We start from the raw sequence: 19,917 nt of genomic DNA on the forward strand, positions 1-19,917 counted from the left end.
CCCACGGCCGAGCTCTCGTCTTCCGCGACGGTTCGCTTCGTGCTCAGATGAGAAATTCACAGTTTCGAATGTCAGGTGGGAGAAGGGCATGGACCAGCGGATCGAGCCTTCTGCCGAGGCCCTCGACATGGGGCGGCAACTGGTCGAGGGACTGTTCCGGAAGGAGCTGGGCCTGGAGCCGGCCGATCTCCGCTACGGGCTCGACATCGCCAAGGCGCTGATCGAGCGCGGCCAGCTCGAGCGGGCCATGCGCATCTACGCCGCGCTGGTGCTCTGCGACCCCGTCGACCCCGACTATCAGGTCGGCCTCGCCAATTGTGCGCTTGTCCAGGGCGAGAACCACCTCGCGCTCCAGGCCGCCTCCGCGGTGATCGTGATCGCCCCGACCGACCCGCGCGGCTGGCTGCTCTCCGGCCGCGCCTGCGCCGGCATGGCCGCCTACGCGGAGGCCGCGGAGGATCTCGCCGAGGCGGCCGCCCTGGCCGGCCGGAGCGGGGAGTCCGCGATCGCCGCCGAGGCCGAGCGGCTGCGCCGGCAGATCCAGGCCATGGCCGGCTGAACCCGACCGCCCCGGAGGAGCCGATGTCGACCGCCGCCCGCGAACCGGCCGCGCAGACCGAGAGCCCCGGCCTCGGCGCGGTGCTCGGACTGGACCCCCAGGAAGCGGGGCTCTTTGCGGGCCTCCTGGCCGAGGCGCTCGACGGCCTCGGGATGGACGGATCCCGCGTGGTCGCCGGCCTGCAGGCGGGCCGGTCGGTCGGCGACAGCCTCGCCCTGCCCGCCGGTGTCGCCGACCTCCTCTATGCGCGCGCCCATCACTGGTTCGCGGCCGGGCGCTACGACCGTGCCGAAGACCTTTTCCGCACCCTCTGCGTTGTCGCGCCGACCCGCACCGACCACTGGCTCGGCTTCGGGATCTGCCTGCGCCTGCGCGGCCAGGGCGACGAGGCCCGCCGCGCCTTCGAGGCCGCCGCCATGACGGCGCCTGACAGCCTGGCGGTCGAGTTCCACCGCCTCGAACTGGCTCTGGCCGAGGGCCGCGCCGGGGACGCCGCCCGGCACCTCGAGAGCTTCGACGCCCGTGTCACCGACGAGACCCCGGCGGAGATGCGCGCCGAGGTCGAGCGCTTCAGGCTCGCCCTGGCGCTGCGCCGGCGCGAGGGCGTCCCGCCATGATGGTCGGAGCCGCCGACCGGCTGATCGGCCTCGTCGAACAGATGGCGCGCGTCAACGTGGCGCTCGACATCGCCCGCAACATCGGCGGCACCGCCGTCCAGGGCCCCGAGGCGGACGCCCCAGCGGCCCGCGACGAGAACCCGCTGCCCGCCACCGCCGAGCTGCGCCGCGCGCGCGAGCCGGTCGGCCTGGCCTTCGCTCCGCCTGGCGAGGCGCTCCCTGGAGCCGATCCGGCACTCCGCCCGCCCCTGCCCGCATCGGTCGCGCTCCGGTTCCTGGCGGCCCCGGCCGCCCCCCCGCCGCGCGGCCACGAGGAGCACCCGACCGAAGCACCAGCGCCCGGCAGCCGCTCGAAGACCGAGGCCCGGGAGCCGCGGCGCGCCCTGCTGCAGCCGCCCGCCCTCGGTCCCGGCCAGCTCCCCACGCCCAGGCCGGCCCTTCTCGCGGCGATGCTTCGCCCTGCCGACCACGCCGCCGACGTCGATGCCGGAGACGCCGAGCCTTTCCGCGACCGCCGGGCCCCCGGACCCCCGGGCGGCACCCGTCCGGGGTCCGCCCCGGATCGTCAGGCCGCCCCCGCTCCCGGGCAGGACGCCGGGGCGGCCGACCATCGCTTGGCCGAGGAGGGCGCGCGCGCGACCCGCGCGGATCGATCCGCGAGCCTTCGCGGGGCCGTGGCGGATGCAGCCGCCCCCCCGGGCACGGAGACGGCGGCGGCCGGCGCCCGGCCCTCGAGCGCCGTCCCGCTGCCCGAGGCGGCCGCCGCCGCGACGCTCGCCGCCCTGCCGCTCGAAAACCTGGACGCCTGGATCCTCAATGCCGCGATGATCCCCGGCTGGCCGGCGCCGCGCCGGATCGTCGGCGCCGGGGAGGAGGCCGCGCCGCTGCGGCTCCTCGACGACACCGGCGGGAAGGATCCTTCGCTCGTCGGCGAGGCGGCGCTCGTGGCCTACCTGGCCGCCCAGGGAATCGGCGAGGCCGTCGTCGGGCGCATCCGGCAGGCGGTCGTCGACGCCGACAAGCGCTGGCGAATCCTGGTCTTCCTGGCCCGCCTCGCCAAGCTCCTGAAGTCGGTCGCGGCCACGCTCGAGCGCGACCTCGCGAGCCTCGAGGCGGACCTCGCCGAGGCCGAGCGGCTGGCGCACGAGGGCGTGGGCGGCCGGCGCCGCCGCAGGCGCCTCTACATGGAATGAGGGACCGCCCGCACCGGCGGCCGCACGCAACGCTTCTGACGCGTCGGAGGGAATGACATGTCGTCCATCACCGGCCCCGCCTCGCTTCTCTCGAACCTCCTGACCGGCACGCTCCTGTCCCCGACCCAGGCGGCGACCGCCCCGGCCGTCGGCCAGGGGCCGAATTCCGGCATCGCGCCGAGCCAGTACGGATCCCTGCCCTTCACCCGGCTGAGCCTCTCCAATCTCGGCCTCGCCGCGCCCCTCAACGTCGGCGACACCGCCTCGATCCTCGACCAGGTCTCGCTCGCCCTCGAGATCACCTTCGGGGAGAACGAGAACAAGCGGATCGAGAGCCAGTCGAGCGCCCGGCGCAGCGCCTGGGCCCAGCTGACAGACAGCATGAAGACCATCGACACGCTGAGGACCGAGAACGACAAGCTGAAGGCCGAGCGGACCGGACTGGAGAAGCAGAAGGACGGCAAGGAGCAGGAACTCGCCACGGCCCAGGCGAACTACACCACTTACGACAACCAGTACGTCTACTACACCGGCCAGGTCGCCTCACTGAACGCGCAGATCGACGCCGCTCTCGCCGATCCCAAACTGGCGGGCCAGGTCCCGGGCCTGATCGCCCAGCGCGACGCCGCTCAGGCCCTGGCGGACCAGAACCTCGCGGATCGCGACGCGGAGGCCGCCAAGATCTCCACGCTGAAGGACGACATCGCCGCGCTGGAGACCAAGATCGCCGACCTGACGGCGCGGATCGACGCCAACACCGCGAAGATCGACGCGCAGGTCGCCCTCATGAGCGTCGCCGCCACGGCGATCGCGGCCGACCTGGTGGACTCCGTGCCGGTGAAGCTGCAGACCGACCCGGCCCGGACCATGGTCATCGCCGACCTCTTCGACGAGATCACCGATTCCCTGCGCGGCGCCGCGATGCGCATGGAGGCCGAGCGGATCGCCACCGCCCTGCGCAGCGACAGCGCCGAGGCGCAGGAGAAGGCCCTCAAGATCGCCGGCGCGCTCGTGGCGGCCGTCGCGGCCCTGACCGACGTCGTCTCCACCCTGGGGGCGCTCCTCGGCGACGCGCCGCCCCCGGACGCCGTCGACGACGGAGCCCTGCGCCAGGGCGCGCGCTTCCGGATCCCGGCATGACGGGCCGGCCGGCTGCCGCGGACGGCGCGGCCGCCGTTGCTGCCGCCCGCTCACATTGCTACGGTAAAGTCTGACGGAATTTCAGTACGGCCGGTCCCGTGAGCGCCCGGCCCGGCGCGTGATGGCGGGCGTGGTGAGACGATGTCGGACACGAGCGGCGGCGCGAGCGAACGGATCATCCTCAAGGTCCTGAGCGGCCTGCAGACCGGCGCGGAGGTGTCGCTGGTCGCGGGCGAGTACGGCGTCGGCTCGGGCCCGGACGACGACCTTCAATTCGTCGACGTGAGCTTGAAGCCGGGCCATGCCCGCCTGCGGGTGGCGGCCGGCAAGATCCAGGTGTCCGGCCGGGCCGGGTCCCTGAAGACCTCGAACGGCCTCGTGGTGGCGGCCGGCAGCGACGACTGGCAGGAGATCGAGCCTCTCGAGGTGGTCACCGCCGGCACGACCCGCTTCGCCCTCGGACCGCCGACCGCCAACTGGGCGACCATCACGGATGCGGAGGACATCGGGCCGACCGACCCCCTCGCCCGCCGCGCCGGCGCCGCCGCCGCCAAGGCGAGGTCACCCGCCGAGACCGAGGCGGGCTGGTCGCGCCTCGCCGGGCCGCTCGTGGCGGTGCTGGTGGCGGCAGGCCTCGGCGCGGCCTGGTACACCTTCGGCATGGACGGCGCGTCGCGGGCGCGGGTCGCCGAAACCCGCAGCGACCAGGAGATCGTCCGTGCGGCGCTCGACCAGTTTCCCTTCGGCCGCCCCGTGGAGGTTCGCCGGGAGGTCGACGGGACGCTCTACGCCAACGGCTATGTCGAGACCGCCGCCGAGCGCCGCGCCCTGACGGCCGCGCTCGAGAAGACCGGCGTGCCCGTCCACGCCCGGCTCTGGGTGCTGACATCGCTGCGCCAGGAGGTCGACAACCTCGTCGCCTCCCGCCGCCTCAAGCTGCAGGCCAACCTCACCAAGTCCGGAGACCTTTCGCTGGAGGGCGTCGTGCTGAGCCAGGACGCGGCCGACCGGGTCGTCTCCCTGGTGCGCGACACGGTGTTCGGACTCAAGACGGTGGAGTCGCGCATCCGTACTGCGCCCGTCCTGCTGAAGGACGTGGAACGGCTGGCCCGGCAGTCCCAGATCGACGGATCGGTCCTGTTCCGGCTCGATGCCGACCTGATCGAGGCGACCGGCTTCGTGACCCTCGACAAGGTCGATGCCTGGGTCGGCTTCCTGCAGGCCTACGGCCAGCGCTTCGCTGCCGATATCGGGCTCCGGTCCTTCGTCCAGCTCCAGGGCAACCCGGGACGGAACCTCGTGGCCGACCCCCGCATGGCCCAGCGCGGCATCACGATCGGGCCCCAGGCGAGCGGCGACACCAGCCTCGACCTCGACCGGCTCCGGCAGGGCCTGTTCGACCTATCCGACGTCTTCGTCGGCCTGCGCAAGACGTCCCAGCCCGCCCCCGGGGCCGCGGAAGCTGCGGCCGACGCGGCCCGACCCGTGGCCCGGGTCGTCCGCGCCGAGGGCGCGACCCCGCGCATCCGCTTCACGGACCTGGTCGAGGCCCCTGCCGCCGCCACCCCGGCCGCGGCGCCGGAGCCCGTCCCCGCGCCCCAGCCCGCCGGGACGACGCCGCAGCCCGCGCCGAAGCCGGCCGAGGCCGCGCCGGCAACCCCGGACCGCGCCGTCGACCTCTCCCGCACCGCGCAATCTTTGATCGACGCCTGGCGGCGCGGACGCCTCAACGGCCCGGGGCAGGATCGAACCCTGTCGGAGGCGCTCTCCACCCTGGACCGGTCCCTCGCCCGCGAGGGAGGCGCCGACGCCCTCACCCGCCTCTACGGCCCGCTGCTGGCCGAGCGCCTGCAGCCCCGCACCAGCGACGGCGCGCCGTGTTGGCCGGGGGCCCAGCTCAGCGCCCACGCCCTGCCCGGCGTCCTTCTCTGGCTCGATCTCCTCAGCGTCAGCGACGCCATGACGATCTCCTCCTTCGATCGGCCCACCCAGGTCCTGCTGCTCGAAGCCGCCCTGAACCCGGGCGCCGCGGCGGCCTGCGCACGCGCCATCGATGCGGCATCGCGCTCGGCCGCCCTCGCGACGGGATCCCTGTATCTCCGCGAGACCCGTGCCAACCCGGACTTCGTGCGCTTCGTCACCCGCGATCTCACCGCCTACAAGCTCGACGTGACCGGCGTCAGCGTCGGGCGGGACCGCTTCCTGCAGGTGCGCGACGGTCGCAAGCTGCCGGAGGGCTCGGCGCCCGACCCCGACAACCGCCTCGCCGTCATCGGCGAACTCGGCTCGGCGCTCCAGGGCAAGGAGCGTTTCGCGATCATCATCTACGGCCAGGACGTGAACTGGCTGGTCGCCAACTGACCGCGTCCGTCCGCGCATGAAAAAGGCCGGCGCGCCCCGCGGCCGGCCTCCTCTCCGCGTCTTCCGCGCCGATGTCAGGCGACGTTGCGGGCGATCGACTTCAGCGTGTCCGAGACGCTCTTCAGCATGTTGGTGCGCAGGTTGCTCACTGCCGACCACGTGTTCATGGCCATCTGCATGGAGAACATCTTCTCGGTGTCCGAGAGGTTGGCGTTGAGCTCGATGGCGCGGATGTCGTCCTCGATCTTCGCCATCTGGTCCTGCAGGTAGCGCTGGCGCCAAACCAAGTCGAAGCCGTCCCGGTTCACGTAGTCCTTGACCCAGGATGCGCCGTTGTTGCCGCTCGAGCCCACGGTCGGTGCGTAGAGTTGTGCTGTACCCGCCATGGCCCTGCTCCCTCGACGACGCGCCGGCCGCTACCTACCGGACCGGATCTGAAATTACAGGAAAGGCTAACACGAGCTTGGACGCGGCGGCAAGGCCGCGCAGCAGGGCTTCCGCCTTGGCGAAATCGTCCGGCGTCAGGCCCGCGTCCATGGCGGCGCGGGTCTCCTCCTGCAGCACCCGGAAGCGCTCGATCAGGCCGGCCCGCACGAAGGCGCCCTCGGGTCCGCGCAGGACCTCCTCCAGGTCGGTCATCCCGAAGTCGACCGCGGTCCCGCCCGCGCCGGTGTCGTCCGTCATGCGTCCTCGTCCTCGATGGCCAGCGCCTCCAGGCGCGGGCGGTCCAACAGTATGATGGAGCGGTCCCGGAGCGCGATCCACCCGGCCCGCTCCCACATCTTCAGGGCCCGGTTGACGTTGCCCCGGGCGCCGCGCGCCATCAGGCCGAGGTCGGTCTGGGTGACCACCGACCCGACGCAGGGCACCCGCCGCCCCCCGTGCTCGGCCGTGGTGCCGAGCCCGTCGGCGAGCCGCAACAGCGACTGCGCGAGCCGCGCCGGCAGGGACCGGAGGCTCAGGATCCGGGTCAGGTCGATATAAGACCGGTAGCGCCGGGCCACGACCCGCGACAGCGCGCGCCCGATCTCGCCGTGGCGCGCCGCCAGGTGGTGGAAGCCGCCGATCGGGATGGCGGCCACCACCGTGTCGCCGATCGCCGTCGCCATGTCGCAGTGGACGCCGCCGTCGAAGATGCCCAGTTCCCCGAAGCTCTCCCCGGCCGGCAGGATGGCGTAGAGCACGGCGGACCCGTCCTCCATCAGATAGGAGAGGCGGACATGGCCGGAGCGGACCACGTAGAGGTGCTCCGCCTCCTCCTCCTGGATGTAGATGAAGGCGTTGTGCCCGTAGCGGCGCCGGATGGCGGCGGCCTGCAGCGCCGCGCGCGCGTCCGGCCCCAACTGGTCGAACTCCGAACCGGCCAGAAACATCCGCCCGCTTCCCCCCGGACCGGCGGCCGCGCGACCGGCCGGACGGCGCGGCACGGCCCCGTTCCGCGCGTTTCTACTTCCGACATTATTGATGGTTCTCCAAAGCGCAAGCCAGCTTCCGCAGGGCCCAGACGGGATGGTACTTTCGTCCGTGGCGGCTTAAGCTCCAGCGAAGCCCTTCCGGTCGCAATCACGATTGCGGAGCATCCATGACGCGCTTTCTGCAGGCCCTGTCCAGCCGGAACGATCTCTTCCTGGCTGTTCTGCTCGTCTGTATCGTGTTCATGATGATCCTGCCGCTTCCGACGGCACTCATCGACACTCTGATCGGCGTCAACCTCGCGCTGTCCGCCATTCTTCTGATGGCCGCCATGTACCTGACGGACGTGGTCCAACTGTCGTCGTTCCCCTCGATCTTGCTTCTCACGACCCTGTTTCGACTTGCCTTGGCGATTTCGACGACGCGCCTGATCCTGATCCAGGCGGATGCGGGCCACATCGTCGAGACCTTCGGCCAATTCGTGATCGGCGGCAACCTCGTGGTCGGCCTCGTGGTCTTCCTGATTTTGACCATCGTCAACTTCATGGTCATCACCAAGGGCTCCGAGCGCGTCGCCGAGGTGTCGGCCCGCTTCTCGCTGGATTCGATGCCCGGCAAGCAGATGTCCATCGATTCCGACATGCGCGCCGGCATGATCGAGCTCGACGAGGCCAAGCGCCGGCGCTCCAAGCTGGAGAAGGAGAGCCAGCTTTACGGCGCCATGGACGGCGCCATGAAGTTCGTGAAGGGCGACGCCATCGCGGGCCTCATCATCATCGCCGTGAACCTGATCGGCGGCATCACCATCGGCACCCTCCAGCGCGGCATGAGCGTCGGCGAGGCGCTCGAACGCTACGCGCTGCTCACCATCGGCGACGGCCTCGTCCAGCAGATCCCCGCGCTCTTCATCTCCATCACGGCCGGCTTCATCGTCACCCGCGTCTCCTCGGAGGAGAACAAGGACCTCGGCTCCGACATCGCCGCCCAGCTCGTCAACGAGCCGAAGGCGCTGCTGATCACCTCCGCCATCCTGGCCATCTTCGCGGTGGTGCCGGGCTTCCCGGCGATCGTCTTCGTCTGCCTGTCGGCGGCCTGCGCCGGGGGCGGCCTCCTGATCCTGAAGCGCCGCAAGACCCTGCGCTCGGAGAGCCGGTCGAAGGAGATGCCGGCGCTCGCCCCGGCCCTGTCCCCCAAGGGCGCGGTCCCGTCCTTCCCCGCCTCCCGCGACGACGCCGAGGACCTTGAGCCCGTGGAGGCCGTCACCTTCGCGCTGACGGTCCCGCTCATCGTCGACATCGCCTCGAGCGTCCGCAACTCGATCCGCCCCGACAAGCTGGACCGCGAGGTCGCCCGCGTCCGCCGCGCCCTCTACTTCGACCTCGGCGTCCCCTTCCCGGGTGTCCACCTGCGCCTCAACGACAACCTGCGCGAAGGGGAATACCGCATCCTCGTCAACGAGATCCCGGTCGCCTCGGGGCTCTACCGGCCGGGGTACTTCATCGTCCGGGAGACCGAGGCGAACCTGAAGATGTTCGACATCCCCTTCGAGCGCGGCAACGACTTCCTGCCCAACACGCCGAGCTACTGGGTCGCCATGAAGCACCACGGCCTCGTCGAGAAGGCCGGCATCCAGATCATGACCCTCTCCAACATGCTGACCTTCCACCTGGCCCACGTGCTGAAGAGCCACGCCAGCGAATTCGTCGGCATCCAGGAGACCATGTATCTGATGAACCAGATGCAGAAGAACTTCGGCGACCTCGTCAAGGAGGTCACCAGGACCCTGCCGGTGATCACCATCAACGACGTCCTGCAGCGCCTCGTCGGCGAGGAGATCTCGATCCGCGACATGCGGACCGTCCTGGAGGCCCTGGTCGAGTGGGGCCAGCGCGAGAAGGACCCGATCGTCCTCGCCGAGCACGTGCGCGGCGCGCTCAGCCGCTACATCACCCACAAGTTCTCCGGCGGGCAGAACGTGATCCCCGCCTATCTGATCGCCAAGGAGATCGAGGACGCCGTGCGGGGTGCCGTGCGCCAGACGAGCGGCGCCTCCTACCTGGCCCTCGCCCCCGACGTGCACCGCCAGCTGATCGCCTCCATGCGCAACGTCATCGGCTCGGTGAACAACCGGACGCTGCCCCCTGTGATCCTCGCCCCGATGGACATCCGGCGCTTCCTGCGCAAGATCGTCGAGCGGGATTTCCCCGACCTGGCCGTGCTGTCCTACCAGGAGCTCGCCCCCAACGCGAACGTCCAGCCGCTCGAGCGCATCAAGCTCGTCAGCCAGATCGCGTCCGGCTGACCGCCCGGCTCGGAGGACCGATGTCAGTCGACGGGGCGCGCGTGGCGATCTACACCGGCGGCCTCATGGCCGCGCTCGCCCTGCATGTCCTCGTCCACGCGGAAGCGCGCGGGGCCCCGGCGCTCGTCGCGGCCGGCATCGTCCTGGCCGCCCTCGCCCCCGGCCTCGTCGGGGCCGGCGGTCGCCTCGCCGCGCTGCGCCGCCCGGCCGCCGCGGCCGCCGCGGTCCTCGTGCTCCTGGTCCCGCTCGGTCTCGCGGCCCCCGAGGCCGGCCTGGCGGCCACGATCGCCTCTCGCCCCCTGCTCACCGAGCTCCCGGCCGTCTTCTTCGCCGCCCGCCTCGTCGCCTGCGAGGACGAACGGCGCTTCGACGCCTTCTGGCGGAAGCCGACGGCCGCCGTGCCGCCCGCGAGCCTGCCGTCCACTCTCGCCGCGATCCTGACCGGCGCCTTCCTGACGCTCGTCTTCTACAAGCTCGCCGCCGACCTCAAGGGAGCGGGCCCGGATCCGGCGACCCGGTTCGCCATCGCGGCGGCACTCGGCGAGACCGCCGTCCACCACGCGATCGTCTTCCTGTTCTTCGTCATCCTCGCCCACGCCTTCGAGATGCACCGCCTCGCCCGCGCCGACGCGCGCGCACTTGGCCGGCTGGCACGGCTCATCGACCTCGATCCGCACGGCTTCGCGGCCGACCCGGCCCGCGCCGCCGCGAGCCTCGCCGGGGAGGCACCGGGCCGGGTGCCGGGCCTCGTGCTGGCGTCCCTCGACCAGGCCGGCCGGCCCCAGGACCGGGGCGGCCTGCTCTCCGCCCTCGCCTACGAGGGCTTCCGTCGCGCCGGCGACCGCTTCGTCCGCACCCTCGTTCCGCTCCTGCCCCTGCTCGGCTTCGTCGGCACCGTGGTCGGCATCGCCACCGCCATGGCCGACCTGCCGCGCGGCCTCGGCGCCGGCACCGAGCGGGGCTTCGACATCGGCCAGAGCCTGGCCGGCCTCGCCATCAAGTTCGAGACCACCCTCCTCGGCCTCGTGGCCAGCCTCGTCGCCATGCTGGTCCTCGGCGCCCTGGAGCGTGGCGAGGCCGAACTCGCCGCACGCACCGAACGCCTGGTCGATGCCGGGCTAGCCGCCGCCGGCCCGGAGCCGGCCCGGTGAACCCGGACCTGTTCGCCGGCCGCTTCGACGCCGCGCCCCGGTCTGCGCCGGACGAGCCGCGGACCGCCCTCGCGTCGGATCTCTTCTTCAGCCTCACCGCCGTCATCGCCCCCCTCCTGGCGCTCGTGCTGCCGCTCGTCGGGCTCGGCGCCGGGCGCGCGGCGCTGGACGTCGAGGCCGCCGCCGCGCTCCTGCGGACGGCCAGGATCACGGATGGCGGCGCCGAGGCCGCGGTCGTCGTCGCCGGCCCGCGCCGGCTCGCCTACGGGCACGACCGGACCGCCCCGGTGCCCCTCGACGCGGCACCGGACGACCCCGGGCTCCGCGCCTACCTGGCGGAGGCGGCGCGGGACGGCAGGCCCGTCCTGCTGGCCATCGAGCCCGGCGGCGAGGAAGGCGGCTTCGTCGCCGAGCCGCTCGTCGCCCGCGCGGGGGTCGGCCGCCTGCTGCGCCTCCGCCTCGGACCGGGCTGCCGTCCCGACGGCCTCGCCAGGGGAGAGTGCCGGTGACCCCCGCACGGCGCGCGGCCGCGCTCCGACCCCAGTCCGCCGGAGCGCCGTTGGACCTGACCGCCACGATCCTCACCGACCTGTCGGCGAACGTCTTCGCGGTCTTCGTCCTCGTCCTCATGCTCGCCCTCGCCGCCCCGAAGGGCCGCGACGCGACGCCGCCCGCGAGCCTGGAGGCCGCGACGCTGGGGGCCCGGGCGGCGAAGCCGCTCGACCCGGACGCCATGGTGGCCATGCTGCACCGCCGGGGCGAACCGGGCGGCGTCTCGGTCGACGTCTTCGCCGATCGCGTCGTCCTCCTGTCCTCCGACGGGACCTCGGTGCTGACCGGGGCCGCGCCGGCCGGCGCCCTCGCCGGCCTGCCCCCGGACCGGCGCGTCGACGTCTTCGTCTTCTCCGCCGGCCGCTACGGCGCGGTGGCCGCCGCTTTGGACGGGCGCGCCGGGGTGGCCGAGATGTCCGTGCCCGGCGCGCTGCGCCGGCCGCCTGGCACCGGCGAGGGCTGGTCGCGCGGCTTCGAGCGCCTGCAGGCGCGCCGGCTCGACCGGCAGGCCTTCAGGTCCGAGCTGGCGGCCCTGGTCGCGGGCGCGGGCCGGGACCGCGCCGATGCGCCGGCTGGCGGGCGGGGAGCGGCCGGCGGCACCGGTCTGCCCGGCGGCACGCCCCCTGAGGACCTCTCCGCGCGGCTCGCCGCGATGCTGACCCGCGGCCTCGACGCCCTCGCGCTCCTGGCCATCGCGGTGCTCGCCGGCTTCGCCGAACGTCGCCGCCGGCGCGCCTGAGCGCTCGGTGACACCCCCTGCGGCATTCCCATGCAAAAGGCGATATGCTTTAGTTCCAGCCTGGAGATCGGCGCAGGGAGGGCGGCCATGAGCGACAGCATCCAGAGGGTCTCGTCCGTGCCCTTGCCGGAGCACGTGACTCAGCGCGTGGACCGCAACCCACTCCCGGTCTCGTCGAGCCAGGCCCGCGAGGCGGCGGACGAGAAGCGCCTGGAGCCCGCCCGCCAGGAAACCCGCGACGGCTTCGAGACGTACCTCGAGAACCAGGCGATCCTGCATCTCGAGCAGGTCCAGGCCTCGACCCGGTTCGATCCGGTCGAGGAACTCCGCAAGGCCAGCGTCTATCAGGACCCGACGACCCGCCCGCCGGTGTGACCGGCCGGCCCGCGCGACACATCATCCTTTACGTCGATGATGAGATGCCAGTTGTCATGACATTGTATGCAGAGCGTCTTGTCAGCTGCGGCGCAGCCGTGAGAAGGTGAAGCGCTAGAATAGGCTGATGTCGATCCCGAGGGCGGAGTTCCTGCGATGGCCACCATCACGACCGTACCGGGAGCACCCCGCACGGAGTCGCTTCGCGGCGTCGGGCTCGACCGGCCGACCGGCCCGGGCGGCGACGGCTTCGACGCGGCGATGCGCAAGGCCCTCGGGGCCGCACAACCGACGCACGTGGCGCAGGCTGCGCCGCCGGTGGTGACCGACGCCCAGCCGGTCGCCGACCCCGGTGCGGCGGAGCGCGCCCGGCGCGGCTTGGGCCTGGAGGGCCCGTCCCCGGTGGCGCCCGAGCCCAACACGGGCGACGCCATCATCGAGGGCCTGCAGAAGCTCCGGGGCGTCTTCGACGACCAGAATGCGCGGCTGAACGCGGTCGCCAACGCCGCCAACACGGATTTTTCCTCGCTGATGGCCATGCAGATGGAAATGGTCCGCTTCTCGCTCCTCGTCGAGGTGACGAGCAAGCTGACGGGCAAGTCCACCCAGGCCTTCGACACCCTGATGAAGGGTCAGTGACTTCCGGGAGATCCGTGTTGCGTAGCCATCGCATGCCCTTGCGCGCCGCCGCGCTGATCTTGGGCGCCGTGCTTCTGGCCGGATGCCAGCAGGATCTCTACTCCAACCTCGTGGAGACGGAAGCCAACCAGATGCTGGCGATCCTGATGTCGAACGGCATCCCGAGCGAGAAGGTCGCGCGCGGCAAGGAGGGCTTTGCCATCACGGTGGAAGGCCGCGACATGCTGCGCGCCATCGCGGTCCTGAAGGACGCGGGCTATCCCCGCTCCAGCCGCGACTCGATCGGCAAGGTGTTCCAGAAGTCCGGCATCATGTCCTCCCCCTTCGAGGAGCGCGTCCGCTACATCTACGCCCTCGGCGAGGACGTCGCCCAAACCTTGAGCAACATCGACGGCGTGGTGACCGCGCGGGTCCACATCGTGCTCCCGGACGCGCCCCAACTCGGCCAGCCCGTGAAGCCGTCCTCCGCGGCGGTCTTCATCAAGCATCAGCCCGGCGTCGACCTCGACTTCTTCGTGCCCCAGATCCGCCGGCTGGTCTCGAGCTCGATCGAGGGCCTCGAGTATTCGGCCGTGACGGTCGTGCTGGCCGATGCGCAGCCCACGAAGGTGACCGCACAGGCCGAGACGAGCGGTGTCGTGGAGGTCCTGCCCGGGCTTGCGATCCGCGAGTCCGACACCACGCGCTTCTGGCAGATTGCCGGCGCCGCGGCCGCCGTGATCGGGCTCCTCCTGATCAGCACCGTCACGGCCGTCCTGATGCTCGCCCGCCGCAGCCGCGGCCGGGGCGCCGCCGCCGACAAGGCGGTTGCCCTCGTCGAACCGACCTGAACCGCGCGCCGGGAGGGGGGAGCCGCATGACCGCCGGTATCGCTGATCTCCGCCGGCTCGACCTCCTCGCCCGCCTCGCCCATGCGGTCCTGCGTCCGGCCGACCGCGCCCACCCTGACCGGCTCGCGCCCGCCTTCGGGACCGGCACGATGACGGCCGGGAGCCTTGCGGCACTGCTCGCCGTGCCGGCGTTCCGCGGTCCCGTCAACCGCGCGCTCGCCGCAGCGCTGGACCTCGACCAGCTCCCGATCGGCCCCGGCCTCCTGGCCAGGATCGACGCGGCACCCGCCACGCGCGCAGCCATCCTGCTGGTGACAGCCGACGGCCAGTCCCTCGCCGGCGCGGCCCGGGCCCTGGCCGCCGCCGTCCTGCACCGCCGGATCGCCGGCATGGTCCTGAAGGCCGAGCGGTCGAGGGCCGCCGCGATCCTGGGCGAGGCCGGGTTCGCCGTCGCGGTGCACGAGGCCCCGGTCCTGCACGCCGGGCTCGGCGCGCTCGCGGGCTCCGCCGACGTTCTCGCCGGCGACCCCGCCGACCCGGAGACCTCGGCCCGCATGGACCGCTACGGCCTCGCCTGCGTCGGCCGCTATGTCGAAGCGGTCGAGCCCGAGCTGCTTCCGCTGCTTTTGCTGCGCGTCCGGCCGGCCTCGGGATACGACCCGGAGCGGCTCGGCATCGCCGCCATGGCGAACACCCATGTCGAGCAGGTCGTCAGGCTCATGCGACGGAGGCGGCCGGCATGGTCGGATACTATCGGCTGAACGCCCTCGGCTTCGCCCTGCCGGCCGGAACCCACGTCCTCGGCCCCGCCGAGACGGGTGCCCTGAACGGCGCCGCCGACCTCGTCGCCGCCGCGGAGGCGGAAGCCGCGCGGATCGTCGAGGCCGCCCGCGCCGCCTACGAAGAGGAGAAGGCGCGCGGCCGGGCCGACGGCCTCGCCGAGGCCCAGCTCGCGGCGGTAGACCGCCTGGTCGAGGAGAGCCGGGTGCTGGACGAGGGCCTCGCGGCGGTGGAGCGCGGTCTCGCCGACCTCGTCGTCTACTGCGTGCGGCGCCTCGTCGACGGCTTCTCGGCCAACGAGCAGGCCGAGGCGGTGGTGCGCGCCGCGCTGAAGCAGATGCGCCGAGCCGCGCGGGCCCAGGTCCGGGTCGCGCCGGCCCAGTACGCCCCAGTCAAGGCCGCGGTCGAGCGGATGATGGCGAACTTCCCCGAGATGGAGCTGATCGACGTCGTCGAGGATGCCGCGCTGGATCCGCCGCGGGTCATCGTCGAGTCCGCCATCGGGCGCGTCGACGGCGATCTCGGCGCCCGCCTTCACGACATGGTGGCGATCCTGACCCGCGCCCGCGCCGTCGACGCGGAGGAGGGCGCCGGGCCATGACCGAGACCGCCCGGTTCGGCCGGATCGAGGCCGTGGCCCACGAGCGCCGGCGCCGCATCGCCGAACGCCTCGGCCTTTTCGCCGACGACGCCCGCGCGCGCCTGGTCGACTTCCAGCCCTACGCGCTGACCGGCCGCGTCCGGAAGGTCGTCGGCACGATCATCCACGCGACGGTCCCGGAGGTGCAGGTCGGGGAGATCGTCGAGCTCCACACCCGGTCGACCGGCGCCCGCCTCATGGCCGAGTGCGTCGGCTTTCTCGACGACGAGGCGCTGCTCTCGCCCATCGGGGAGACCCAGGGGGTCTCGCCGAAGACGGAGGTGCGCCTCACCGGCCGGGTCCAGGCCGTGCCGGTCGGTGCCGGCCTGCAGGGCCGGGTCCTCGACGGCCTCTGCAACTTCATCGACGGCAAGACAGACCCCTTCGTGCCGGAGGCCTGGTACCCGGTCTACAAGGACCCGCCCGACCCGATGACCCGGCGGGTCATCGACAGCCCCCTGTCGCTCGGCGTGCGCGCGATCGACGGCATCCTGACCTGCGGCGAAGGCCAGCGGATGGGCATCTTCGCGGCCGCCGGCGGCGGCAAGTCCACGCTCCTGTCCATGCTGGTCAAGGGCGCCGCCGTCGACGTGACGGTTCTCGCCCTGATCGGCGAGCGCGGCCGCGAGGTGCGCGAGTTCATCGAGCACGACCTCGGCCCGGAGGGGATGCGCAAGTCGGTGATCGTGGTGGCGACCTCCGACAAGAGCTCGATGGAGCGCGCCAAGGCGGCCTTCGTGGCGACCGCCATCGCGGAGTTCTTCCGCGACCAGGGCAAGCGCGTGCTCTTCCTGATGGATTCGGTCACGCGCTTCGCCCGCGCCCAGCGCGAGATCGGCCTCGCCTCCGGCGAGCCGCCGACGCGGCGCGGCTTTCCGCCCTCCGTCTTCGCCAACCTGCCCAAGCTGATGGAGCGGGTCGGCATGAACGACAAGGGATCGATCACCGCGCTCTACACGGTGCTGGTCGAGGGCGACGACATGAACGAGCCGGTCGCCGACGAGACCCGCTCCATCCTGGACGGCCACCTGATCCTGTCCCGCAAGCTCGCCGCGGCCGGTCACTACCCGGCGATCGACGTGCTGACCTCGAAGAGCCGCGTGATGGACAACGTCACCAGCAAGGAGCACGTGCGCATGGCGCGGCGCGTGACGTCCTGGCTCGCCACCTATGCGGACGTCGAGCTCCTGGTGAAGGTCGGCGAATACAAGAAGGGCAGCGACGCCGAGGCCGACATGGCGATCGCCAAGTACAAGGACATCAACGCCTTCCTGCAGCAGGGCACCGAGGAGTTCGACAGCTTCGACACCACCCTCGCCAAGCTGAAGGCGCTGACCCGATGATCGGACAGCTGAAGGTCCTGCTGCGCGTCAAGACCCTGAAGCTCGACCAGGCCTTCCGGGTCATGCAGGCCAAGCGCGCGCAGCTCGAGGACGCCAAGGCCGCCACCGCCGCCGCCCGCGCGATCGTCGAGGAGAGCCGCCGCACCCTGCCCGCCCGGATCGACGCCGCCTACGCCGCGATCATCGGGTCGGTCGTGGACCTCGGCCGCATCGACGACGTGAAGGGCGCGGTGCTCGCGCTCGAACAGGCCCACGCGGACCTCGTCGACGACCTCGCGCGCGCCGAGCACGTCGAGAAGCGCATCGCCGGCGAACTGGAGGAGGCGACCCGCCGCTACCGCCAGGCGACCAAGGACCGCGACAAGTACGGCATCCTGACCGACGAACTGGCGCAGGAGATCGCGTCCGGCGAGGCCGCCCGCGAGGAGGTCGAGATCGAGGACCTGTTCGGCCGCAAGAGGAAGAAGACCGCATGAGCGAGATCGGCAAGTCCGGCGGCCACGACCGCGACCCCGGCCTGTCCATGCGGCAGGGCGACCGGGACGCCGTTCCGCGCGGCCAGGGACGGCGACCCGACACGGGCGACGCCCGCGGCCGGCCGCCGGGCACGGCGGCGCTCCAGGCCGAGCGGGCGCATTTCGAGGCCCGGCTCGAGCGCGCCCGCGCCGGCACCGAATCCCGGACGGGCGAGCGCGACGGCGATCGGGACCGCGACCCCGGCCGCGACGCCCGCCTGCTGGCGGAAGCCGGCGCCGGCGGCCTCCTGCTGCCGCTCGCCCCCGGCATGTCCCCCCTGGCGCCGCCCGCCGGCGACGGGCCCGGGGCCGGCGCTGCGCCCTCCGGCGGCGAACCCGCGCGGGCCGCCATGGCGATCGCGGAGCGCGTGGCCGTCCTCGCCGAGGCGCCGCCCGTCGGGGGGACGGCCGGCCGGGCGAGCGTCGTCCGGCTGGAGCTCGCGGCCGACACGGGCCTCGCAAGCGTCACGGTCGACCTCGCCGCCGGCCGCATCGACGTGATGCTGTCCCATGCCGGCGGGCTCGGGGCCGAGACCTTGTCGGCGCTGGCGTCCGACCTCGCCCTCCGCCTCCGCGCCCGCTTCCCGGACCGCACCGTCCGGATCCTGGACCGCATCGAGGCGGAGGCCGCCCCGGAGACCGCGGACGGCGGCTTCGGCCTCATGGCCGCGGTGTTCCGGGCGGCGGGCGGAGGCAGCCCATGAACGCACCGTGGATCGCCGGCCCAGGGGGCCGGCTCGCCCGCCCTGAGGCCGTCTGGAACGCCCTCGTCACCTATGCGCGCCAGCCGCTGCCGCTCGCCGCCAAGGGCGCGACCCTGACCTTCGAGCCCGCGCCGCGGCCGGCCGACGACACCGTCGCGCTGGACGTCGCCTTCGCGTCCGGGCCGCGGCTTCTGCTGGTGATCGCCGCGTTCCCGTTCCAGGCGCTCTTCGGCCTGGACATCGAGGCGGACGAGATCGCCGCCCTGCCGGCCGCCCTGTCCGGTGGCCTGCAGGAGGGCATCCTGGCCCTCCTCGCCGCTGCCGCGCCCGAGAACGCCCTCGGCGCCCCCCGCCTGCTCCGCGCCGGGTCGCTCGCTCACCTGGCCCGCGCCCCCGACCGCGGGCCCGAACCGCGGGAGTGGCTGTCGCTCACGGTCGCCGGCCTGGTCCCCGCCCCCGTCCGGCTCGTCGCCGGCATCGATCCCGACAGGCTCGTGGCCTTGGTCCGCGACGGCGCGCTCGCGCCCCGGCAGGTCTGGCCGGCCCTCGCCGCGACGATCCCGGTCGAGGTCTTCGTCACCCTCGGCGCGATGCGGACCACGGTCGGCGAGCTCCTCGACCTCAAGGCCGGCAGCCTCGTGGTCCTCGCCGCGACCCCGCCCGGCACCGCTCGCCTGCGGGTCGCCGACCGGACCGCCACGCTCGCCGCCGGCGCCAACGGCTGGACCTTCGCCGCCGTCACCGACCAGGACCGCTACCGCCCCGCCCCAGGAGACACCGCCCCCATGACGGACGACCCCCTCGCCCGGCCCGAGGAGGGCCGGGGCCTCGCCGGCCTGCCCCTCGTGATCGACTTCGACATCGGGCGCCTGACCGTTCCGCTCGCCGAGGTCGAGCGCTGGACCGCCGGCACGGTCGTGCCACTGGACCTCGCTGCCCCCGGGCCCGGGACGGAGGTCACGGTCCGCGCCAACGGGCAGGCGATCGCGACCGGCGATCTCGTCCGGATCGACGACCGCATGGCCGTGCGGCTGACCCGCCTCATGCTCGGCTGAGCCGAGAGGCCGGCTTCCGGCCGGGCAGGACCACCCGCCGCGCGAGTCCGCGGCCGCTTCGAGGGGCGCATGACCGATCCGTTGAACCTCATCATGGTGCTGGCGCTGGCCGCGCTGGTGCCGTTCCTGGCGGTGGTCGCCACCTCCTTCATCAAGCTCTCGGTCGTCTTCCTGCTCGTCCGCAATGCGCTCGGCGTGCAGCAGATTCCGCCCAACATGGCGCTGAACGCGCTCGCCATCATCCTGTCCGGCTACATCATGACCCCGGTCGCGATGGAGACCTACGACATCCTGTCGAAGGCCGACTACACGGTGGATTCCGTCGACGGCCTGCGCCGGGCCTACGACGACGGCAAGGGCCCGCTGACCCGCTTCCTGAAGGAGAAGGCGGCGGAGCGCGAGAAGCTGTTCTTCCTGGAGTCCGCCAAGAGCCTCTGGCCGAAGAGCCTGTCCGACCGGATCGACGCCGACAGCATCGCGGTCGTGCTGCCGGCCTTCACGGTCAGCCAATTGCGCGAGGCCTTCGAGATCGGCTTCCTGCTCTACCTGCCCTTCATCGCCATCGACCTCATCGTCTCCAACATCCTGCTCGCCATGGGCATGATGATGGTGAGCCCGCTGACCATCTCCCTGCCCTTCAAGCTCTTCCTGTTCGTCATGGTCGACGGCTGGTCGCGGCTGATCCTCGGTCTCGTCAAGACATACCTCTAGGAGACGCCCGCATGTCGCCCAACGAAGCCGTCCACCAGGTCACCGAGGCGATGATCCTGGTCATGCTCCTGTCCATGCCGCCGATCCTGGTCGCCTCCGTGGTCGGCATCCTGGTCAGCCTCCTGCAGGCCCTGACCCAGGTGCAGGAGCAGACGCTCTCCTTCGCCATCAAGCTCATCGCGGTGGCGGCCACCATCGCCGCCATGGCGAGCCTCCTCGGCAACGAGGTGCTCGTCTACACGCTGAAGCTCTTCAACGAATTCCCGAACATGACCTGAGGGACCGTCCGGCGACCGGA

At 72.5% G+C, this 19,917-nt stretch carries 23 protein-coding genes; 20 read left to right on the forward strand and 3 right to left on the reverse strand.

The window, feature by feature from the left end; all coding sequences use genetic code 11:
* Positions 1-88: 88 nt before the first annotated feature.
* The 5 genes from WBG79_RS19730 (at position 89) to WBG79_RS19750 (ending at position 5,870) form a co-directional block, all read left to right on the forward strand.
* Positions 89-559, forward strand: coding sequence for a tetratricopeptide repeat protein (locus WBG79_RS19730; protein ID WP_337358931.1), 471 nt, complete (start codon positions 89-91; stop codon positions 557-559).
* Positions 560-582: 23 nt separating this feature from the next.
* On the forward strand, positions 583-1,176 hold the full coding sequence (locus WBG79_RS19735) for a hypothetical protein (RefSeq protein WP_337358932.1): 594 nt from the start codon (positions 583-585) through the stop codon (positions 1,174-1,176).
* Positions 1,173-2,369 carry a hypothetical protein gene (locus WBG79_RS19740; RefSeq protein WP_337358933.1) on the forward strand — a complete coding sequence of 399 codons (1,197 nt, stop codon included), beginning with the start codon at positions 1,173-1,175 and terminating at the stop codon, positions 2,367-2,369. The genes WBG79_RS19735 and WBG79_RS19740 overlap by 4 nt, the downstream gene beginning before the upstream one ends.
* A 57-nt stretch (positions 2,370-2,426) precedes the next feature.
* Entirely contained in the window at positions 2,427-3,509 is a 1,083-nt protein-coding gene (locus tag WBG79_RS19745; RefSeq protein ID WP_337358934.1) for a hypothetical protein, read from the forward strand.
* 141 nt (positions 3,510-3,650) lie between these two features.
* Positions 3,651-5,870, forward strand: coding sequence for an FHA domain-containing protein (locus WBG79_RS19750; protein WP_337358935.1), 2,220 nt, complete (start codon positions 3,651-3,653; stop codon positions 5,868-5,870).
* A 74-nt stretch (positions 5,871-5,944) separates the two neighbouring features.
* On the opposite strand, the gene WBG79_RS19755 is transcribed toward WBG79_RS19750, so the two are convergent.
* Genes WBG79_RS19755 through WBG79_RS19765 form a run of 3 tightly spaced genes read right to left on the reverse strand, consistent with a single transcriptional unit; the run spans position 5,945 to position 7,243 of the window.
* Entirely contained in the window at positions 5,945-6,256 is a 312-nt protein-coding gene (locus WBG79_RS19755) for an EscF/YscF/HrpA family type III secretion system needle major subunit (protein WP_337358936.1), read from the reverse strand.
* 34 nt (positions 6,257-6,290) lie between these two features.
* Positions 6,291-6,554, reverse strand: coding sequence for a hypothetical protein (locus WBG79_RS19760; protein ID WP_337358937.1), 264 nt, complete (start codon positions 6,552-6,554; stop codon positions 6,291-6,293).
* Positions 6,551-7,243, reverse strand: a complete 693-nt coding sequence (locus WBG79_RS19765) for a Crp/Fnr family transcriptional regulator (RefSeq protein WP_337358938.1) — start codon at positions 7,241-7,243, stop codon at positions 6,551-6,553. Before WBG79_RS19765 ends, WBG79_RS19760 begins: the two co-directional genes overlap by 4 nt.
* Positions 7,244-7,452: 209 nt before the next feature.
* Between WBG79_RS19765 and sctV the strand changes: the two genes are divergently transcribed.
* The 15 genes from sctV (at position 7,453) to sctS (ending at position 19,897) form a co-directional block, all read left to right on the forward strand.
* Positions 7,453-9,585, forward strand: a complete 2,133-nt coding sequence (gene sctV / locus WBG79_RS19770) for a type III secretion system export apparatus subunit SctV (protein ID WP_337358939.1) — start codon at positions 7,453-7,455, stop codon at positions 9,583-9,585.
* 20 nt (positions 9,586-9,605) lie between these two features.
* A complete protein-coding gene (locus WBG79_RS19775; protein ID WP_337358940.1) occupies positions 9,606-10,736 on the forward strand; it encodes a MotA/TolQ/ExbB proton channel family protein in 1,131 nt (376 codons plus the stop codon).
* Positions 10,733-11,245, forward strand: a complete 513-nt coding sequence (locus WBG79_RS19780) for a hypothetical protein (RefSeq protein ID WP_337358941.1) — start codon at positions 10,733-10,735, stop codon at positions 11,243-11,245. Before WBG79_RS19775 ends, WBG79_RS19780 begins: the two co-directional genes overlap by 4 nt.
* 50 nt (positions 11,246-11,295) lie before the next feature.
* Entirely contained in the window at positions 11,296-12,027 is a 732-nt protein-coding gene (locus WBG79_RS19785) for a hypothetical protein (RefSeq protein WP_337358942.1), read from the forward strand.
* Between the two features lie 87 nt (positions 12,028-12,114).
* Complete coding sequence (locus tag WBG79_RS19790; protein ID WP_337358943.1) at positions 12,115-12,402, forward strand: hypothetical protein; 288 nt, start codon at positions 12,115-12,117, stop codon at positions 12,400-12,402.
* A gap of 156 nt (positions 12,403-12,558) precedes the next feature.
* Positions 12,559-13,041, forward strand: a complete 483-nt coding sequence (gene sctI / locus WBG79_RS19795; RefSeq protein WP_337358944.1) for a type III secretion system inner rod subunit SctI — start codon at positions 12,559-12,561, stop codon at positions 13,039-13,041.
* A gap of 17 nt (positions 13,042-13,058) precedes the next feature.
* Positions 13,059-13,871, forward strand: coding sequence for a type III secretion system inner membrane ring lipoprotein SctJ (sctJ, locus tag WBG79_RS19800; RefSeq protein WP_337358945.1), 813 nt, complete (start codon positions 13,059-13,061; stop codon positions 13,869-13,871).
* A gap of 26 nt (positions 13,872-13,897) precedes the next feature.
* A complete protein-coding gene (locus WBG79_RS19805; protein ID WP_337358946.1) occupies positions 13,898-14,632 on the forward strand; it encodes a hypothetical protein in 735 nt (244 codons plus the stop codon).
* Entirely contained in the window at positions 14,611-15,252 is a 642-nt protein-coding gene (gene sctL / locus WBG79_RS19810) for a type III secretion system stator protein SctL (protein WP_337358947.1), read from the forward strand. The genes WBG79_RS19805 and sctL overlap by 22 nt, the downstream gene beginning before the upstream one ends.
* Entirely contained in the window at positions 15,249-16,634 is a 1,386-nt protein-coding gene (gene sctN / locus WBG79_RS19815; RefSeq protein ID WP_337358948.1) for a type III secretion system ATPase SctN, read from the forward strand. The genes sctL and sctN overlap by 4 nt, the downstream gene beginning before the upstream one ends.
* Positions 16,631-17,110, forward strand: coding sequence for a type III secretion system stalk subunit SctO (sctO, locus tag WBG79_RS19820; protein ID WP_337358949.1), 480 nt, complete (start codon positions 16,631-16,633; stop codon positions 17,108-17,110). The genes sctN and sctO overlap by 4 nt, the downstream gene beginning before the upstream one ends.
* Positions 17,107-17,853: a hypothetical protein gene (locus tag WBG79_RS19825; RefSeq protein ID WP_337358950.1), complete on the forward strand. Its 747-nt coding sequence runs from the start codon at positions 17,107-17,109 to the stop codon at positions 17,851-17,853. Before sctO ends, WBG79_RS19825 begins: the two co-directional genes overlap by 4 nt.
* A complete protein-coding gene (locus WBG79_RS19830) occupies positions 17,850-18,908 on the forward strand; it encodes a FliM/FliN family flagellar motor switch protein (RefSeq protein ID WP_337358951.1) in 1,059 nt (352 codons plus the stop codon). The genes WBG79_RS19825 and WBG79_RS19830 overlap by 4 nt, the downstream gene beginning before the upstream one ends.
* A 69-nt stretch (positions 18,909-18,977) precedes the next feature.
* Positions 18,978-19,619, forward strand: coding sequence for a type III secretion system export apparatus subunit SctR (gene sctR / locus WBG79_RS19835; protein ID WP_337358952.1), 642 nt, complete (start codon positions 18,978-18,980; stop codon positions 19,617-19,619).
* Between the two features lie 11 nt (positions 19,620-19,630).
* Positions 19,631-19,897 (forward strand): type III secretion system export apparatus subunit SctS, encoded by a 267-nt coding sequence (gene sctS, locus WBG79_RS19840; RefSeq protein ID WP_337358953.1) that lies wholly within the window; start codon positions 19,631-19,633, stop codon positions 19,895-19,897.
* Positions 19,898-19,917 lie beyond the last annotated feature (20 nt).

The organism is Prosthecomicrobium sp. N25 (assembly GCF_037203705.1).
GTDB lineage: Bacteria > Pseudomonadota > Alphaproteobacteria > Rhizobiales > Ancalomicrobiaceae > Prosthecodimorpha.

Bases quoted from the DNA above. Each gene is read 5' to 3' on its own strand.
- WBG79_RS19730 (WP_337358931.1), top strand. From the start codon at position 89: ATGGACCAGCGGATCGAGCCTTCTGCCGAGGCCCTCGACATGGGGCGG.
- WBG79_RS19735 (WP_337358932.1), top strand. From the start codon at position 583: ATGTCGACCGCCGCCCGCGAACCGGCCGCGCAGACCGAGAGCCCCGGC.
- WBG79_RS19740 (WP_337358933.1), top strand. From the start codon at position 1,173: ATGATGGTCGGAGCCGCCGACCGGCTGATCGGCCTCGTCGAACAGATG.
- WBG79_RS19745 (WP_337358934.1), top strand. From the start codon at position 2,427: ATGTCGTCCATCACCGGCCCCGCCTCGCTTCTCTCGAACCTCCTGACC.
- WBG79_RS19750 (WP_337358935.1), top strand. From the start codon at position 3,651: ATGTCGGACACGAGCGGCGGCGCGAGCGAACGGATCATCCTCAAGGTC.
- WBG79_RS19755 (WP_337358936.1), bottom strand. From the start codon at position 6,256: ATGGCGGGTACAGCACAACTCTACGCACCGACCGTGGGCTCGAGCGGC.
- WBG79_RS19760 (WP_337358937.1), bottom strand. From the start codon at position 6,554: ATGACGGACGACACCGGCGCGGGCGGGACCGCGGTCGACTTCGGGATG.
- WBG79_RS19765 (WP_337358938.1), bottom strand. From the start codon at position 7,243: ATGTTTCTGGCCGGTTCGGAGTTCGACCAGTTGGGGCCGGACGCGCGC.
- sctV (WP_337358939.1), top strand. From the start codon at position 7,453: ATGACGCGCTTTCTGCAGGCCCTGTCCAGCCGGAACGATCTCTTCCTG.
- WBG79_RS19775 (WP_337358940.1), top strand. From the start codon at position 9,606: ATGTCAGTCGACGGGGCGCGCGTGGCGATCTACACCGGCGGCCTCATG.
- WBG79_RS19790 (WP_337358943.1), top strand. From the start codon at position 12,115: ATGAGCGACAGCATCCAGAGGGTCTCGTCCGTGCCCTTGCCGGAGCAC.
- sctI (WP_337358944.1), top strand. From the start codon at position 12,559: ATGGCCACCATCACGACCGTACCGGGAGCACCCCGCACGGAGTCGCTT.
- WBG79_RS19805 (WP_337358946.1), top strand. From the start codon at position 13,898: ATGACCGCCGGTATCGCTGATCTCCGCCGGCTCGACCTCCTCGCCCGC.
- sctL (WP_337358947.1), top strand. From the start codon at position 14,611: ATGGTCGGATACTATCGGCTGAACGCCCTCGGCTTCGCCCTGCCGGCC.
- sctN (WP_337358948.1), top strand. From the start codon at position 15,249: ATGACCGAGACCGCCCGGTTCGGCCGGATCGAGGCCGTGGCCCACGAG.
- sctO (WP_337358949.1), top strand. From the start codon at position 16,631: ATGATCGGACAGCTGAAGGTCCTGCTGCGCGTCAAGACCCTGAAGCTC.
- WBG79_RS19825 (WP_337358950.1), top strand. From the start codon at position 17,107: ATGAGCGAGATCGGCAAGTCCGGCGGCCACGACCGCGACCCCGGCCTG.
- WBG79_RS19830 (WP_337358951.1), top strand. From the start codon at position 17,850: ATGAACGCACCGTGGATCGCCGGCCCAGGGGGCCGGCTCGCCCGCCCT.
- sctR (WP_337358952.1), top strand. From the start codon at position 18,978: ATGACCGATCCGTTGAACCTCATCATGGTGCTGGCGCTGGCCGCGCTG.
- sctS (WP_337358953.1), top strand. From the start codon at position 19,631: ATGTCGCCCAACGAAGCCGTCCACCAGGTCACCGAGGCGATGATCCTG.